Source organism: Pseudomonas syringae, from assembly GCF_023278085.1.
Classification (GTDB): domain Bacteria; phylum Pseudomonadota; class Gammaproteobacteria; order Pseudomonadales; family Pseudomonadaceae; genus Aquipseudomonas; species Aquipseudomonas syringae_Q.
Genome location: NZ_CP066265.1, coordinates 1,681,337 through 1,696,985, shown reverse-complemented (window position 1 = coordinate 1,696,985; position 15,649 = coordinate 1,681,337). Strand labels below are relative to the sequence as shown.

Sequence of the window (15,649 nt, the reverse complement as noted above, 5' to 3'; positions counted from 1 at the left end):
TGGGCTTAAACTGTCGGCCAGAACTGCCATGGATCTCCCCGATGACCTTCGATCAACCGAACTTCAAATCCCTGATACGCCCGGTCGTAGACTTCCCCAAGCCGGGCGTTGTGTTTCGCGACATCACTCCCCTGTTCCAGTCGCCCAAGGCTACGCGTCAGGTGATCGATACCTTCGTGCAGCGCTATATCGAGGCAGATTTCAGCCACATCGGTGTCATGGACGCACGGGGTTTTCTGATTGGTTCAGTGGTCGCCTACCAATTGAACAAGCCGCTGGTGCTGTTCCGCAAACAGGGCAAACTGCCTGCTGACGTGCTGTCCGAGGGCTATCAGACCGAATACGGCGAAGCCTATCTGGAGGTCCATGCAGACAGCCTGTGCGAGGGCGATTCGGTGGTGATGTTCGATGATCTGATCGCCACAGGTGGCACCCTGATTGCCGCTGCCAACCTGATCCGCCGCATGGGCGCCGAAGTGTATGAGGCCGCTGCGATTATCGACCTGCCGGAACTGGGCGGTTCCAAGCGTCTTAACGACCTGAAGATCCCTACGTTCTGCCTGACCGAGTTTGCACTGGACGAGCAGTAACGGCGTAGGCACGAGAGTTAAAGGTTCCGAACGCTCCAGCGCTCAAGGCTATCCATACGTCTTGAGATAACTATCCATGCACGCATATAAAAGCGCTTTTTTATCGCGATGGCACTGACGACGCAGGGTGCGACGTAAGTGACGGCTGAGTCCTGACACTGATCCGGGGGTAGCCTGGCAGGACGCCAGGCTAGCCCCGGATCAGTGTCAGGACGAAGGAACCCGACGAAGTCGGGCCGGAAACGGAGCCAGGGGGTTTGGTTACTTTGGCCCCATCAAAGTAACTCGCCGAGGGGCGAAAAGGTGACTTGAGTCGAACCCGAATCCACCTGACAAAGAAAAACTGCTGTGTGACGCAGAGAGTCACGAAATGTATTCCCACGCGGAGCATGGGAACAAGAATCAGCGCGGAGGGATTGGCACGAGGGTTACAGGATTCTCGTTCCTCACGCTCCAGCGTGGGGATGCAGCGCTGGACGCTCTGCGTCCGACCTTGAAGTTGCAGCGCAGGCCTGTAGCGAAGAGAAACTAGCTGGCCGTATTGCCGTGCAGTTTGGTCATCAGTTGCGCTTCGGCCTGGGTCAGACCGCAGGACTGGGTCAGCTCGTCGATGCTGGCGCCCATGCCGACCAGGCGCGCAGCCTGGGCAAAGGACAGCGTGGAGGGATCGCGCTGTTCCAGTGCCGTCAGCTTGTCCGGCAGCGGTGCGACGGTGGCGCGCAGTTCGTGCAAGGCTTCGCCCATGCGTACCGTACCGTTCTGGTAGTTGTCCAGACGCCTGGCCAACTCCTTGATCCGTTGATCACGCAAGGCAGCCGCCTCGTCACGCGCCGCATCCAGCTTGCGCTGGCGCTTCGTATGGGCCAGGAACAAAAACAGGGAAACGACCCAGAGAATGCCCAGGAAGACGACAGCTACCTCAAAGATCAATCAGATGCTCTCCAGTTCGGACCACTCTTCTTCGGACATCATTTTGTCCAGCTCGACCAGAATCAACAGCTCGCCGTTCTTGTTGCAGACGCCCTGAATGAACTTGGCCGATTCATCGTTACCCACGTTCGGCGCGGTTTCGACTTCGGACTGACGCAAGTAAACTACTTCCGCCACGCTGTCGACCAGAATACCGACCACTTGTTTGTCGGCTTCGATGATCACAATACGCGTGTTGTCGCTGACTTCAACCGGGTCCAGGCCGAAGCGCTGACGGGTGTCGATCACGGTCACGACGTTACCGCGCAGGTTGATGATCCCGAGTACATAACTTGGCGCACCCGGAACCGGGGCAATTTCGGTGTAGCGCAGCACTTCCTGCACCTGCATTACATTGATGCCGTAGGACTCGTTGTCCAGACGGAATGTAACCCATTGCAGGATCGGATCTTCGGAACCTTGTGCAGACGACTTATTCATAACCCCAACCCCTCACGTGTGTTCTTTGCGGGTAACGCCACTGGCGCCGACCCATGATTATTTCGACTTGTTCAACTGCTTGACCGCGCCACTGGCTATCAGCTCGGCCAACTCTGCAACGTCCAGCAACGCACACATGTGTTCGATCACTGTGCCCGCCAGCCATGGGCGCTGACCGCGCTGCGTGCGCCATTTGATCTCGTTCGGATCAAGACGCAACGAGCGACTGACCTGATGCACCGCCAGCCCCCACTCGTATCCCTGCACCGAGATCACATACTGCAATCCCTGGCGAAAATCATCGCGATAGCGATCCGGCATGATCCAGCGCGCGGTATCCAACACTTTCAGGTTGCCTGCCTGGCTGGGCAGAATCCCGAGAAACCAGTCCGGCTGGCCGAACAGTGGCGTCAGCTCCTGCCCTGCCAACGGGTAAATCGACCCCAGGCACACCAGCGGCACCGCCAGCGTCAAGCCAGCCACATCAAACAGCAGGCATTCGAACGGCTCTGCAGCCCATGCCGGACGTCCATCAATGGTCGGCGGTGGCGTCGGAGTTCGCTGGGTCACCCGCGTGCTCAACTCGGCAACAGGCTCGACCAGATCTACTGTCGGCACCGCCGTTTCAACCTTTAGCTCCGCAACCTGCACCGCTTCGGCGACGATCACCGGAGCGACTTCAATCTCTGGCGCAGGCACCGCAACCGGTGCTGCGACCTTGACGGCTACAGCTACTGCAGCGGGCGCAGCAACTGCAACCGCCAATGGCTTGACCTGCGCCTGCATCCGCGCGTCAAACGCCTGCTCCTCGAGCACGGCGGCCTGAAAATCATCGAGGCTGTCAGAGGCTGTTTCGAGCTCCGCGGTAGCGTCATACAGCAATGCGTCCAGATAGGACTGCAAGGCCAGTTTGGGTCGTGTTGCAACTTCTACAGGGCGGTTCATACCGGGACCCAACAAAAAATGGAGCATGTGCAGCCTGATAGAGTTATCGGCCGCATTGAGGGATCACTTGAGCGAACTGTGCAGAAAGAGTCGGCGCTCATGTCAGGCCACCTGAGCATTGAGCTGCTCGGCGAGCATATGCTTGAGCAATGCCCGGTAAGCAATCACGCCACGGCTCTTGCTGTCGTTCTGCGACGGGGTCAAACCCAGTCGGCTGGCATCACGCAAGCGCGTGTCGACAGGCACATAAGCCTGCCAGACATGCTCGGGAAAGCTGTCACGCAACAATTTCAAGGTGCCCATCGATGCCTGAGTGCGACGGTCGAACAGCGTGGGCACGATGGTGTAAGGCAGCGGCACCTTGCGCGAGCGGTTGATCATGGTCAGGGTGTTGACCATGCGCTCCAGGCCTTTTACGGCGAGAAACTCGGTCTGCACCGGAATCGCCAGTTGCTGGCTTGCGGCCAGGGCATTGACCATCAGCACGCCGAGCAACGGTGGACTGTCGATCAGGGCATAGTCAAAATCCTGCCACAACTGAGCGAGGCTCTTGGCGATCACCAGACCCAGACCGCTCTGTCCAGGCGACTGACGCTCCAGCGTGGCCAGCGCGGTGCTCGACGGGATCAGCGAGATTCGCTGGTCGCTGGTCGGCAGCAGCAACTGGCCGGGCAAGCCTTCGGGCACCACGCCCTTGTGCAAGAACAGATCAAAGGCACTGTGTTCCAGATCATCCGGGTTGTACCCGAAATAACTGGTCATGGAGCCGTGGGGGTCCAGGTCGACAACGACCACGCGCTTGCCCGCATCGGCCAGCAAACCGGCCAGGGCAATGGTCGTGGTGGTCTTTCCGACTCCACCTTTCTGGTTGGCTACTGCCCAGACTCTCATTGAATTTTTTCCTTCCGTACAGCGAAGACCACACCGATACGATTATTGGAGGGCGGGTGACGGAGAATTGACGGCGTTCGCACGTACCGGCGGCTTTGCTGGCACCGGTGCAGTTTGTGTGCCAGCACGCTTCAAAGCGGCATCCGGCTGAGCATTCGCCGTCCCGGCACTGGTCAGGCTGCGGCGCACATCCAGATTTCGCGAGATAACCAACACCACGCGGCGGTTCTTGGCGCGCCCGGCAGCCGTGGTATTCGGAGCAATAGGCTGAAACTCGCCATAGCCGACAGAGGCCAGACGCGCCGGATTGACGCCGTCCATGGCCAGCATGCGCACAATACTGGCAGAGCGCGCCGATGACAGCTCCCAATTGGTCGGGTACTGCGCCGTGTTGATCGGATGGTCGTCAGTGAAACCTTCGACATGGATCGGGTTGTCGAACCGTTTGACGATCCCGGAAACCTTTTCAATGATCGAAAACGCCTTGTCACTGGGCATTGCATCGCCGCTGCCGAACAGCATGCTGGAGTTAAGCTCGATCTCGACCCACAACTCGTTGCCCCGCACCGTCATCTGGTCGGATTTGAGCAAATCCCCGAAAGCATCGCGAACATCCTGGGCAATGGTCTGCAAGGGATCATCGGAGGCTTGGCCGATACCGGCATCAGTCTGCTCGCTGTCCTTGAGCAATGGCTCGGCAGGCTTGACCGAAACGGGGCGCTGCTCGCCGATCGGGATGGGCTTCATGGTCCGTTCCGTGTCGTTGAACACGCCGACCAGTGCCTGAGAAAGGATCTTGTACTTGCCTTCGTTGATCGAGGAAATCGAGTACATCACCACGAAGAAGGCGAAAAGCAGAGTGATGAAATCCGCGTAGGACACCAGCCAGCGTTCGTGATTCTCGTGTTCTTCGGGCTGACGACGGCGAGCCATGTGCGGTTACTCCATGAAGCCTTGCAACTTGAGTTCGATGGAGCGCGGGTTTTCACCCTCGGCGATGGATAAAATGCCTTCGAGAAGCATTTCACGATAGCGCGACTGACGATGGGCAATGGCCTTGAGCTTGTTGGCCACTGGCAGCAGGATCAGGTTGGCAATGGCAACCCCGTAAATGGTCGCGACAAACGCCACCGCGATACCGCTGCCCAGCTGGCTGGGGTCAGCCAGATTGCCCATCACGTGAATCAGCCCCATCACCGCACCGATGATGCCCACGGTCGGCGCGTAGCCGCCCATGCTTTCAAATACTTTGGCGGCCTGGATATCGCGGGTTTCCTGAGTGATGAAATCCACTTCGAGGATGCTCCGAATGGCCGCCGGTTCAGCCCCGTCCACCAGCAGCTGCAGGCCCTTGCGGGCATAGCCGTCGGGCTCCGCGTCGGCCACAGTCTCCAGACCGAGCAGGCCTTCCTTGCGGGCGGTCATGCTCCAGCCAATTACACGGTCAACACCGCCAGGCAGGTCGATACGCGGCGGAAAGATAATCCAGCCAACGATTTTCAGGGCCCGCATGAAGGCGCTCATCGGCGACTGCAACAGCGAGGCACCGAGCGTACCGCCGATCACGATCAATGCAGCCGGGCCGTTGATCAAGGCACCCAGGTGCCCGCCTTCGAGAAAGTTACCACCGATAATGGCGACGAACGCCAGAATCAGGCCGATAAGACTCAGTACATCCATCAGAGACAGGCCTCGACCAGGTGCCGACCGATGTCATCCAGGCTGTAGATCGCGTCGGCGAGATCAGCCTTGACGATCGCCATCGGCATGCCATAGATCACGCAGCTCGCTTCATCCTGCGCCCACACTGTGCTGCCGACCTGTTTGAGCAGGCGTGCGCCTTCCCGGCCGTCTGCGCCCATGCCGGTCAGCACCACAGACAGCACTTTGTCGCCGTAGGATTTGGCGGCTGAGCCGAAAGTGATGTCCACGCATGGCTTGTAGTTGAGGCGCTCGTCGCCCGGCAGAATCTTCACCGTGCCGCGACCGTCGATCATCATCTGCTTGCCGCCGGGTGCCAGCAGCGCCAGACCCGGACGCAGAACATCGCCGTCCTCTGCCTCCTTGACACTGATCTTGCACAGCTTGTCGAGGCGCTCGGCGAAGGCCTTGGTGAACGCCGCAGGCATGTGCTGAATCAGCACCAGCGGTGCCGGAAAATTGGCTGGCAACTGGGTAAGCACCCGTTGCAATGCTACCGGGCCACCCGTCGACGTGCCGATGGCGACCAGCTTGTACGCCTTGCGCTTGGCGGTGCCGGTTGTCGTCGCGTGCGCGGGTGCATGATGAGCGTGACTGTGGGCCGGCGCTGCCGGGGCAGGTGCTGCAGCACGCGGTGGCGCAGTCCGGGCAGGCGTAGAAGATGCAGGCGCGGGAGCACGGCTGGACAGCGGTGGAGCGGCCGCCGCAGGCGATGCACTCGTCGCACCCAGACCGCTCGAACGGCGGTTACTGCGGGAAATGCTGTTGATCTTCTCGCACAGCAGTTGTTTGACTTTCTGCGGGTTGCGCGAGATATCTTCGAAATTCTTGGGCAGGAAATCCACAGCACCGGCGTCCAGCGCATCCAGCGTCACGCGCGCACCTTCGTGCGTCAGCGACGAGAACATCAAGACCGGGGTGGGGATACGCTGCATGATGTGACGAACTGCCGTAATGCCATCCATCATCGGCATTTCGTAGTCCATGGTGATGACGTCAGGCTTGAGCGCCAGCGCCTGCTCAATTGCTTCCTTGCCATTGGTAGCGGTGCCGACAACAACAATGTTGGGGTCCGAAGAAAGAATTTCCGTGACACGGCGGCGGAAGAAACCGGAATCATCCACCACCAGGACCTTGACTGCCATAAACACTCCAATAGGCGTTGCAGGCAGCCAGGCCGCCCGCAACACCGGGTTCAGATACGCCGTGCGGCGTAACGCTTGAGCATGCTGGGTACATCGAGAATCAGCGCAATGCGACCGTCACCGGTAATGGTGGCGCCCGACATGCCCGGCGTACCCTGCAACATCTTGCCCAGCGGTTTGATGACCACTTCTTCCTGACCGACCAGTTGATCGACGACGAAGCCGATGCGCTGGGTGCCAACCGTGAGAATCACGACGTGCCCTTCACGCTGCTCTTCATGAGCGGCCGAACTGACCAGCCAGCGCTTGAGGTAGAACAGCGGCAGAGCCTTGTCCCGTACGATCACCACTTCCTGACCATCGACGACGTTGGTGGTCGACAGGTTCAGGTGGAAGATTTCGTTGACGTTGACCAGCGGGAACGCAAACGCCTGGTTGCCCAGCATCACCATCAGGGTCGGCATGATCGCCAGGGTCAGCGGGACCTTGATGACAATTTTCGAGCCCTGGCCCTTGGTCGAGTAGATGTTGATCGAACCGTTGAGCTGGGAAATCTTGGTTTTCACCACGTCCATGCCCACACCACGACCCGACACATCGGAAATCTCGGTCTTGGTCGAGAAACCCGGCGCGAAGATCAGGTTGTAGCAGTCGGTGTCGCTCAAGCGATCGGCTGCGTCCTTGTCCATCACGCCACGCTTGACCGCAATGGAGCGCAATACGTTAGGGTCCATGCCCTTGCCGTCATCGGAAATCGACAGCAGGATATGGTCGCCTTCCTGTTCGGCCGAGAGAATCACGCGGCCACCGCGGGACTTGCCCGTGGCTTCGCGCTCTTCCGGCGTTTCGATACCGTGATCGACCGCGTTGCGCACCAAGTGGACCAGCGGGTCGGCAAGCGCCTCTACGAGGTTCTTGTCGAGGTCGGTTTCTTCGCCGACCAGTTCCAGGTTGATCTCTTTCTTGAGCTGGCGAGCCAGGTCGCGAACCAGACGCGGGAAGCGGCCGAATACTTTCTTGATCGGCTGCATGCGGGTCTTCATCACCGCAGTCTGCAGATCTGCCGTCACCACATCCAGGTTGGAAACCGCCTTGGACATGGCTTCGTCGGCGCTGTTGAGGCCCAGACGAACCAGACGGTTACGCACCAGTACCAGTTCGCCCACCATGTTCATGATTTCGTCCAGGCGGGCGGTATCAACGCGAACAGTGGTTTCAGCTTCGGTCGCGACCGGCTTCTCGCTCGGAGGCGCCGCAGCGCGCGCCGGGGCCGGAGCTGGAGCCGCTTTGGCCGGCTCGGCCTTCGCCGCAGGTGCAGGTGCCGGAGCTGCCGCAGGCGCAGGCGCCTTGGCAACCACCGCCTGAGGTTCGAACTTGCCCTTGCCATGCAACTCGTCGAGCAGGCTTTCAAATTCGTGATCGGTAATTTCATCCGACGCAGCGGCTTTCGAGGCCGCAGGAGCCTTGGCAACCGCAGCCACCGGGGCAGCGGCAACCGTAGTGGCTACTGCGGCGTCGAACGAACCCTTGCCATGCAACTGATCGAGCAGCGCCTCGAATTCGTCGTCAGTGATTTCATCACCGGCAGATGCAACCTTGTTGCTCTGCGCAGCAGGTGCCGGGGCGGCGACAACATCGGCTGCAAACTTGCCCTTGCCATGCAACTGATCGAGCAGGGATTCAAATTCCTGATCGGTGATCTCGTCGCCGGACGCTGCACTGGCAGCCGGTGCTGGCGCAGCCGCCGGAGCGGCCGATACCGGATTGCTGCCATGCAGCGAATCCAGCAGTTGTTCGAATTCATCATCAGTGATTTCATCACCGCCTGCGGCCTGCGCTGCCGCCGGGGCAGGAGCCTCGGCAACGGGCTCAGGTTCCGCAGCTACCACCGCATCAGCGGACTGCGGCTCGGCCAGACGCGCCAGCGCTGCCAGCAATTCCGGTGTGGCGGGCGTGACATCAGTCCGTTCACGTACTTGACCAAACATGCTGTTGACGGCGTCCAGAGCTTCCAGGACCACATCCATCAGTTCGGAATCAACGCGTCGTTCGCCCTTGCGCAGGATGTCGAACACGTTTTCGGCGATATGGCAGCACTCCACCAGCTCATGGAGCTGGAGGAAGCCGGCGCCCCCTTTTACAGTGTGAAAACCGCGAAAAATTGCATTGAGCAGATCAGCATCATCCGGTCGGCTTTCCAGCTCGACCAATTGCTCTGACAACTGCTCCAGAATTTCGCCGGCCTCTACCAGAAAATCCTGAAGGATTTCTTCATCGGCGCCGAAGCTCATGGGGTGCTCCCTAAAATTAACCGTCAACAGATCTTAGAAGCCGAGGCTCGATAGCAGATCGTCTACATCATCCTGTCCGGATACGACGTCTTCACGTTTATCGGCATGAATCTGCGGACCTTCACCCTTGGCGAGATGTTTTTTAGGATCTTTTTCAGCAAGGATGGATTCTTCGTCATGTTCGATGCCTGCGAAGCGATCGACATGGCTGGCCATGAGCACCAGTTTGAGCAAATTGCCTTCTACTTCAGTGACCAGTTGCGTGACACGCTTGATGACCTGACCGGTGAGGTCCTGGTAATCCTGGGCAAGCAGAATGTCGTTGAGGTGTGCGGAGACCTCATGGGTTTCCTTCTCGGTACGCGTCAGAAAACCATCGACCCGCTTGGCGAGTTCGCGAAATTCTTCGGCACCGATTTCGCGGCGCATGAAACGCCCCCAGTCTTCGCTCAACGCCTTGGCGTCGGTACTCAGACCGTTCATGAGCGGCGTGCTTTCCTCGACCAGATCCATTGTGCGGTTGGCCGCATTCTCGGTCAGCCGGACGACGTACGACAGACGCTCGGTGGCATCAGTGATCTGCGACACCTCCTCGGCCTGAGGCATATGCGGATCGATCTGGAAGTTGACGATTGCACTGTGCAGCTCGCGCGTCAGCTTGCCCACTTCCTGATAAAGGCCGCGGTCACGTGTCTGGTTGAGCTCATGGATCAGCTGCACAGCCTCGCCGAAACGACCTTTTTCAAGGCTGGTGACAAGTTCTTGCGCGTGTCTTTTTAAGGTCGACTCAAAGTCGGCCATCGAATCAGTGTTATCCATAGCGCCCTCACGGCATGCATCAGCTATTGACGCGGTCAAAGATCTTTTCGATCTTCTCTTTCAGCGCTTGAGCCGTGAATGGCTTGACTACATAACCGTTCACCCCTGCCTGCGCAGCTTCGATGATCTGCTCACGCTTGGCCTCGGCAGTGACCATCAGCACCGGAAGATTCTTCAGGCGCTCATCCGCACGAACCTGACGCAACAGGTCGATGCCGGACATGCCAGGCATGTTCCAGTCCGTCACCAGAAAGTCAAAGGCACCGCTCTGCAGCATCGGCAATGCGGTCAGACCATCATCGGCTTCCGACGTGTTGGTAAACCCCAGATCACGCAACAGGTTCTTGATGATCCGCCGCATCGTTGAGAAGTCATCAACGATGAGGATTTTCATGTTCTTGTCCAATTCGACCTCCAAGCAGTCTTTAACGCGTTCAGCACCTGAACACGCTGTTCAATCAATACTGGCACAGCACACTCCCAGCTATACGAAACGAAGACGGGCTTGGCACAACGACAGTCAAGACTGCGACTAAAGCCCATCGAGACGCTGCCCGACAGGCCCCTGCCTCGTCTATCCTGTTACCACGTAACGCTTTGCACAGCCGGCATGCAGACAACGCGCGACAAACGTCGCGCCCTGCCGTCAACGCGCTCGCCACTCCCCCAAACGCCCTCGCAAACGAGCTGCGCACTGGCTGTGTAACTGACTGACTCGCGATTCGCTGACCCCTAGAACCTCTCCGATTTCCTTCAGGTTCAGCTCTTCGTCATAGTACAGCGCCAACACCAGACGCTCACGCTCCGGCAAATTGGCAATTGCATCGGCCAACGCGGCCTGGAAGCGCTCGTCTTCCAGATCGCGCGACGGCTCGAGCGAACCGCTCGCGCCGTCCTCGTGCAGCCCTTCATGATCGCCGTCCTGTAACAGGTCGTCGAAACTGAAGAGGCGGCTGCCCAAGGTATCATTCAAAATCCCGTAATAATCATCAAGACTCAACTGGAGTTCGGCCGCAACCTCGTGATCTTTAGCGTCACGTCCGGTTTTAGCTTCAATTGCGCGAATTGCGTCACTGACCATGCGGGTATTGCGGTGTACCGAGCGAGGCGCCCAGTCACCCTTGCGCACTTCGTCGAGCATGGCTCCACGGATGCGAATACCGGCATAGGTTTCGAAACTCGCACCCTTGGTGGAATCGTATTTGGTGGAGACTTCAAGCAGACCGATCATGCCGGCCTGAATCAGATCCTCGACCTGCACACTGGCCGGCAAACGCGCCAGCAAATGGTAGGCAATACGCTTGACCAGCGGTGCATACCGCTCGATCAGCTCATATTGTGAGTTACGAGAAGTCTTGCTGTACATCTGATAGCCGCTCGCAGTCATTGCACAGGCCCCGCGCTGGTCTGGTGGACGAGTCTCTCGACGAAGAACTCGAGATGACCCCGCGGGTTGGCTGGCAACGGCCAGGTATCAACCTTCTGAGCAATGGCCTTGAACGCCAGTGCACATTTGGAACGCGGGAATGCTTCGTAGACGGCACGCTGTTTCTGCACGGCCTTGCGCACGCATTCGTCGTACGGCACGGCGCCCACATACTGCAGGGCAACATCAAGAAAACGGTCTGTTACTTTGGTCAGTTTGGCGAACAGGTTGCGCCCTTCCTGCGGGCTCTGGGCCATGTTGGCCAGTACCCGGAAGCGGTTCATGCCGTAGTCGCGATTGAGCAGCTTGATCAGGGCGTAGGCATCGGTGATCGACGTGGGCTCGTCGCATACCACCAACAGTACTTCCTGAGCAGCGCGCACGAAGCTCACCACTGATTCACCGATACCGGCAGCCGTGTCGATCACCAGCACATCAAGATTGTCGCCAATCTCGCTGAACGCCTGGATCAAGCCGGCATGCTGGGCGGGAGACAGATGCACCATGCTCTGCGTGCCGGAAGCAGCAGGCACGATACGAACGCCACCCGGCCCCTGCAACAGAACGTCGCGCAACTCGCAGCGACCCTCGATCACATCGGCGAGCGTCCGTTTGGGTGTCAGCCCAAGCAGAACGTCGACATTGGCCAGGCCAAGATCGGCATCCAGCAGCATGACGCGCCGGCCAAGCTCGGCGAGGGCCAGCGAGAGGTTCACTGACACGTTAGTCTTACCGACGCCACCTTTGCCGCCGGTCACCGCGATCACCTGTACGGGATGCATGCTGCCCATGTTATTTCTTTACCTTGACTTGCGTAGACCGAAACCACACCGAGAACCGCACATTCACAAATGAACAATGCCTGGCAGACCGTTGATGCAGGGACATTCCAAAAATATCCATCACTTAACCCACTCTCTTGCCAGGGGTGTGATAGAGGTCAGCAAACATATCAGCCATCGCTTCCTCGCTCGGCTCATCCTGCATCTGCACGCTCACGGCACGACTGACCAACTGGTGACGCCGTGGAATGTGCAGATCATCAGGAATACGTGGGCCGTCCGTGAGGTAGGCCACTGGTAATTCGTGACTGATCGCCAGGCTCAGGACTTCGCCGAGGCTGGCTGTTTCATCGAGCTTGGTCAGAATGCATCCCGCCAGGCCACAACGTTTGTAACTGTGATAAGCCGCCGTCAGCACCTGCTTCTGGCTGGTCGTTGCCAGCACCAGATAGTTACGCGACTTGATGCCACGGCCTGCCAGACTTTCCAGCTGCATGCGCAGCGCCGGATCGCTGGCTTGCAGCCCGGCGGTGTCAATCAGCACTACACGTTTGCGCAACAGTGGCTCCAGTGCCTGAACCAGGGACTGACCGGGATCGACATGGGTGACCGGCACGTTGAGGATGCGGCCCAGTGTCTTGAGCTGCTCCTGAGCGCCGATACGGAAACTGTCCATGCTGACCAGCGCAATGTTCTGCGGGCCGTACTTCAAGACATAACGTGCCGCGAGCTTGGCCAGTGTGGTGGTCTTGCCCATGCCGGCAGGGCCGACCATGGCAATCACGCCACCCTCTTCCAGCGGCTCGACCTCAGGGACGGCAATCATGCGTGCCAGGTGGGCCAGCAACATGCGCCAGGCCTGACGGGGCTCATCGATGTCCGGAATCATCGACAGCAGATCGCGCGACAGCGGGCCGGACAGACCGACGCGTTGCAGGCGGCGCCACAGGTTGGCCTGCTGCGGGCGGCTGCCCTGCAACTGATTCCAGGCCAGGGAGCCGAGCTGGACTTCCAGCAGCTCACGCAGACCATTCAATTCGGAACGCATCGAGTCGAAAGCGCGCTGGCCGGCGGCAGGCTCTGCAGCAGGGGCAGGCGCATAGGCAAACGGGCGTGGCGGCTCTTCGAGTGTCGGTTCGATGTGCGTGTCGACAGCGCTGCCGGTTTTACCGGAAAACAGCTGAAGGTTGACCGACGTGTCACTGTCACTGCGATTGTTCAATTCAGCCTGAGCGGAGACGATGCGCGACTGAGTCTTGCGCAGCTCGTCTTCCAGCTCCATGTTCGGCACGCGCGGGGCCAGGGCAGACAGCTTGTAATCCAGAGCAGCAGTCAGCTCTACGCCACCGGCTATGCGCCGGTTACCGATGATGGCAGCTTCAGCGCCCAGCTCATCACGAACCAGCTTCATGGCTTGACGCATATCGGCGGCGAAAAATCGCTTAACTTGCATGACTCACTACCTCAGCCGTTCGGCCCGACAGTCGCTACGATGGTTACTTGCTTGTTGTCCGGTATTTCCTGATACGCCAGAACATGCATGTTCGGTACAGCCAAACGTCCAAATCGTGACAGCATCGCCCGGACAGGACCTGCTACCAGAAGAATCACCGGCAACCCTTGCATCTCTTGACGCTGGGCGGCTTCGATCAACGAACGCTGGAGCTTTTCAGCCATGCTTGGCTCAAGCAGAACGCCTTCTTCCTGACCCTGACCGGCCTTCTGTAGACTATTGAGCAATATCTGTTCCAACCTTGGCTCCAGAGTGATAACAGGCAGCTCCGGCTCAACGCCTACAATGCTTTGGACGATTGCGCGACTCAGACCGACGCGCACGGCCGCGACCAAAGCGGCGGTATCTTGACTCTTTCCAGCGTTGTTAGCGATGGACTCTGCGATGCTGCGGATGTCACGCACCGGCACGTGTTCGGCCAGCAGCGCTTGCAGCACATTGAGCAGCGACGACAGCGACAGCACACCCGGAACCAGCTCTTCAGCGAGCTTGGGCGAGCTTTTGGCCAGCAATTGCATCAGTTGCTGGACTTCTTCATGGCCGATCAGCTCGTGGGAGTGCTTGTACAGAATCTGGTTGAGGTGCGTCGCTACCACGGTGCTGGCGTCCACCACCGTGTACCCGAGTGACTGTGCCTGGCTGCGCTGGCTGATTTCGATCCAGACCGCCTCGAGGCCGAACGCCGGGTCTCTGGCGGTGATGCCGTTCAGGGTGCCGAAGACTTGCCCGGGATTGATCGCCAGCTCGCGATCCGGATAGATCTCGGCCTCGGCCAGGATCACGCCCATCAGCGTCAAGCGATAGGCGCTGGGCGCCAGATCGAGGTTGTCACGGATGTGTACGGTCGGCATCAGGAAGCCAAGCTCCTGAGACAGCTTCTTGCGCACGCCCTTGATACGCGCGAGCAGTTGGCCACCCTGATTGCGGTCCACCAGCGGAATCAGGCGATAACCCACTTCCAGGCCGATGATGTCGATCGGGGTCACGTCGTCCCAGCCCAGCTCCTTGGAGTCCTGAACACGCGTCGGAGACGGCAGCAGGTCTTGCTGGCGCTGCACTTCGGCGATGGCCTCGACCTTCACCTGATTGTCTTTCTTCCACAGCAGGTACGCGCCGCCTGCGGCCACCAGCCCGAGACTGATGAAGGAAAAGTGCGGCATGCCTGGCACAAGGCCCATGACGATCATGATTGCCGCGGAAACACCCAGCGCCTTCGGCGAGGCAAACATCTGGCGATTGATCTGCTTGCCCATCTCTTCCGAACCGGAAGCACGGGTCACCATGATCGCCGCAGCGGTGGACAACAGCAGTGATGGCAATTGCGCCACCAAACCGTCACCGATGGTCAACAGGGTGTAGACGCGACCAGCATCGGCGAAGCTCATGTTGTGCTGAAAGATACCAACCAGCATGCCGCCGATCAGGTTGATGAACAGAATCAGCAGGCCGGCAATCGCATCGCCGCGCACGAATTTGCTGGCACCGTCCATGGAACCGTAAAACTCGGCTTCCTGGGCGACTTCGGCACGACGGCGCTTGGCTTCCGGCTGGTCGATAAGACCGGCGTTGAGGTCGGCGTCGATGGCCATCTGCTTGCCGGGCATCGCGTCGAGGGTGAAACGCGCGCTCACCTCGGAAATACGACCGGCACCTTTGGTGATCACCACGAAGTTGATAATCATCAGGATCGCGAAGACCACGATACCGACGACATAGTTGCCGCCGATGACCACTTCACCGAACGCTTGAATCACCTTGCCCGCAGCAGCGTGACCGTCCTGACCGTGGAGCATGACCACTCGGGTCGAAGCCACGTTCAGTGCCAGGCGCAGCAACGTGGCGACCAGCAGGATGGTCGGGAACACCGAGAAATCCAGCGGCCGCAATGCATAGACGCAGACCAGCAACACGACGATTGAGAGTGCGATGTTGAACGTGAACAACACGTCCAGCAGGAACGGTGGAATGGGCAACATCATCATTGCCAGCATGATCAGCAACAACAATGGAACGCCCAACTGACCACGGCCCAGGCCAGTGATATTGCTGCGTGCGCTACTGAGTAATTGAGAGCGATCCACTGATTCGTTACCTGCGCACTAGATCAAAACATTGACGCCAAAGGCGACCTGTATC

15 protein-coding genes are annotated in these 15,649 nt (G+C 59.1%); 1 reads left to right on the top strand and 14 read right to left on the bottom strand.

From position 1 onward, the window contains the following. Positions 1-41 precede the first annotated feature (41 nt). Positions 42-590: an adenine phosphoribosyltransferase gene (locus I9H07_RS07730; protein WP_024674253.1), complete on the top strand. Its 549-nt coding sequence runs from the start codon at positions 42-44 to the stop codon at positions 588-590. Between the two features lie 528 nt (positions 591-1,118). Here the strand turns inward: I9H07_RS07730 and I9H07_RS07725 are convergent. From I9H07_RS07725 to flhA, 14 genes are all read right to left on the bottom strand, one after another. Further along, positions 1,119-1,520, bottom strand: a complete 402-nt coding sequence (locus I9H07_RS07725) for a DUF2802 domain-containing protein (protein ID WP_024643911.1) — start codon at positions 1,518-1,520, stop codon at positions 1,119-1,121. Further along, positions 1,521-2,000: a chemotaxis protein CheW gene (locus I9H07_RS07720; RefSeq protein ID WP_007252116.1), complete on the bottom strand. Its 480-nt coding sequence runs from the start codon at positions 1,998-2,000 to the stop codon at positions 1,521-1,523. A 57-nt stretch (positions 2,001-2,057) separates the two neighbouring features. Next, on the bottom strand, positions 2,058-2,972 hold the full coding sequence (locus I9H07_RS07715) for a CheW domain-containing protein (RefSeq protein WP_058390818.1): 915 nt from the start codon (positions 2,970-2,972) through the stop codon (positions 2,058-2,060). Between the two features lie 75 nt (positions 2,973-3,047). Beyond that, complete coding sequence (locus tag I9H07_RS07710) at positions 3,048-3,836, bottom strand: ParA family protein (RefSeq protein ID WP_024671914.1); 789 nt, start codon at positions 3,834-3,836, stop codon at positions 3,048-3,050. A gap of 42 nt (positions 3,837-3,878) precedes the next feature. After that, positions 3,879-4,769: a flagellar motor protein MotD gene (gene motD / locus I9H07_RS07705; protein ID WP_024671913.1), complete on the bottom strand. Its 891-nt coding sequence runs from the start codon at positions 4,767-4,769 to the stop codon at positions 3,879-3,881. 6 nt (positions 4,770-4,775) lie between these two features. Further along, complete coding sequence (locus I9H07_RS07700; RefSeq protein ID WP_024671912.1) at positions 4,776-5,516, bottom strand: flagellar motor protein; 741 nt, start codon at positions 5,514-5,516, stop codon at positions 4,776-4,778. Then, positions 5,516-6,682 carry a protein-glutamate methylesterase/protein-glutamine glutaminase gene (locus I9H07_RS07695; protein ID WP_236425140.1) on the bottom strand — a complete coding sequence of 389 codons (1,167 nt, stop codon included), beginning with the start codon at positions 6,680-6,682 and terminating at the stop codon, positions 5,516-5,518. Before I9H07_RS07695 ends, I9H07_RS07700 begins: the two co-directional genes overlap by 1 nt. Positions 6,683-6,732: 50 nt before the next feature. Then, a complete protein-coding gene (locus I9H07_RS07690) occupies positions 6,733-8,973 on the bottom strand; it encodes a chemotaxis protein CheA (RefSeq protein WP_236425139.1) in 2,241 nt (746 codons plus the stop codon). Between the two features lie 33 nt (positions 8,974-9,006). Continuing rightward, positions 9,007-9,792 carry a protein phosphatase CheZ gene (locus tag I9H07_RS07685; protein ID WP_024671909.1) on the bottom strand — a complete coding sequence of 262 codons (786 nt, stop codon included), beginning with the start codon at positions 9,790-9,792 and terminating at the stop codon, positions 9,007-9,009. A gap of 19 nt (positions 9,793-9,811) precedes the next feature. Further along, positions 9,812-10,186 carry a chemotaxis response regulator CheY gene (locus tag I9H07_RS07680; protein WP_200866787.1) on the bottom strand — a complete coding sequence of 125 codons (375 nt, stop codon included), beginning with the start codon at positions 10,184-10,186 and terminating at the stop codon, positions 9,812-9,814. A 252-nt stretch (positions 10,187-10,438) separates the two neighbouring features. Next, positions 10,439-11,179 (bottom strand): RNA polymerase sigma factor FliA, encoded by a 741-nt coding sequence (gene fliA, locus I9H07_RS07675; protein ID WP_003378731.1) that lies wholly within the window; start codon positions 11,177-11,179, stop codon positions 10,439-10,441. After that, on the bottom strand, positions 11,176-12,009 hold the full coding sequence (gene fleN / locus I9H07_RS07670) for a flagellar synthesis regulator FleN (protein ID WP_003412391.1): 834 nt from the start codon (positions 12,007-12,009) through the stop codon (positions 11,176-11,178). Before fleN ends, fliA begins: the two co-directional genes overlap by 4 nt. Positions 12,010-12,124: 115 nt before the next feature. Beyond that, on the bottom strand, positions 12,125-13,453 hold the full coding sequence (gene flhF, locus I9H07_RS07665) for a flagellar biosynthesis protein FlhF (protein WP_024671907.1): 1,329 nt from the start codon (positions 13,451-13,453) through the stop codon (positions 12,125-12,127). A gap of 11 nt (positions 13,454-13,464) precedes the next feature. Next, positions 13,465-15,594 (bottom strand): flagellar biosynthesis protein FlhA, encoded by a 2,130-nt coding sequence (gene flhA / locus I9H07_RS07660; RefSeq protein WP_024671906.1) that lies wholly within the window; start codon positions 15,592-15,594, stop codon positions 13,465-13,467. Positions 15,595-15,649 lie beyond the last annotated feature (55 nt).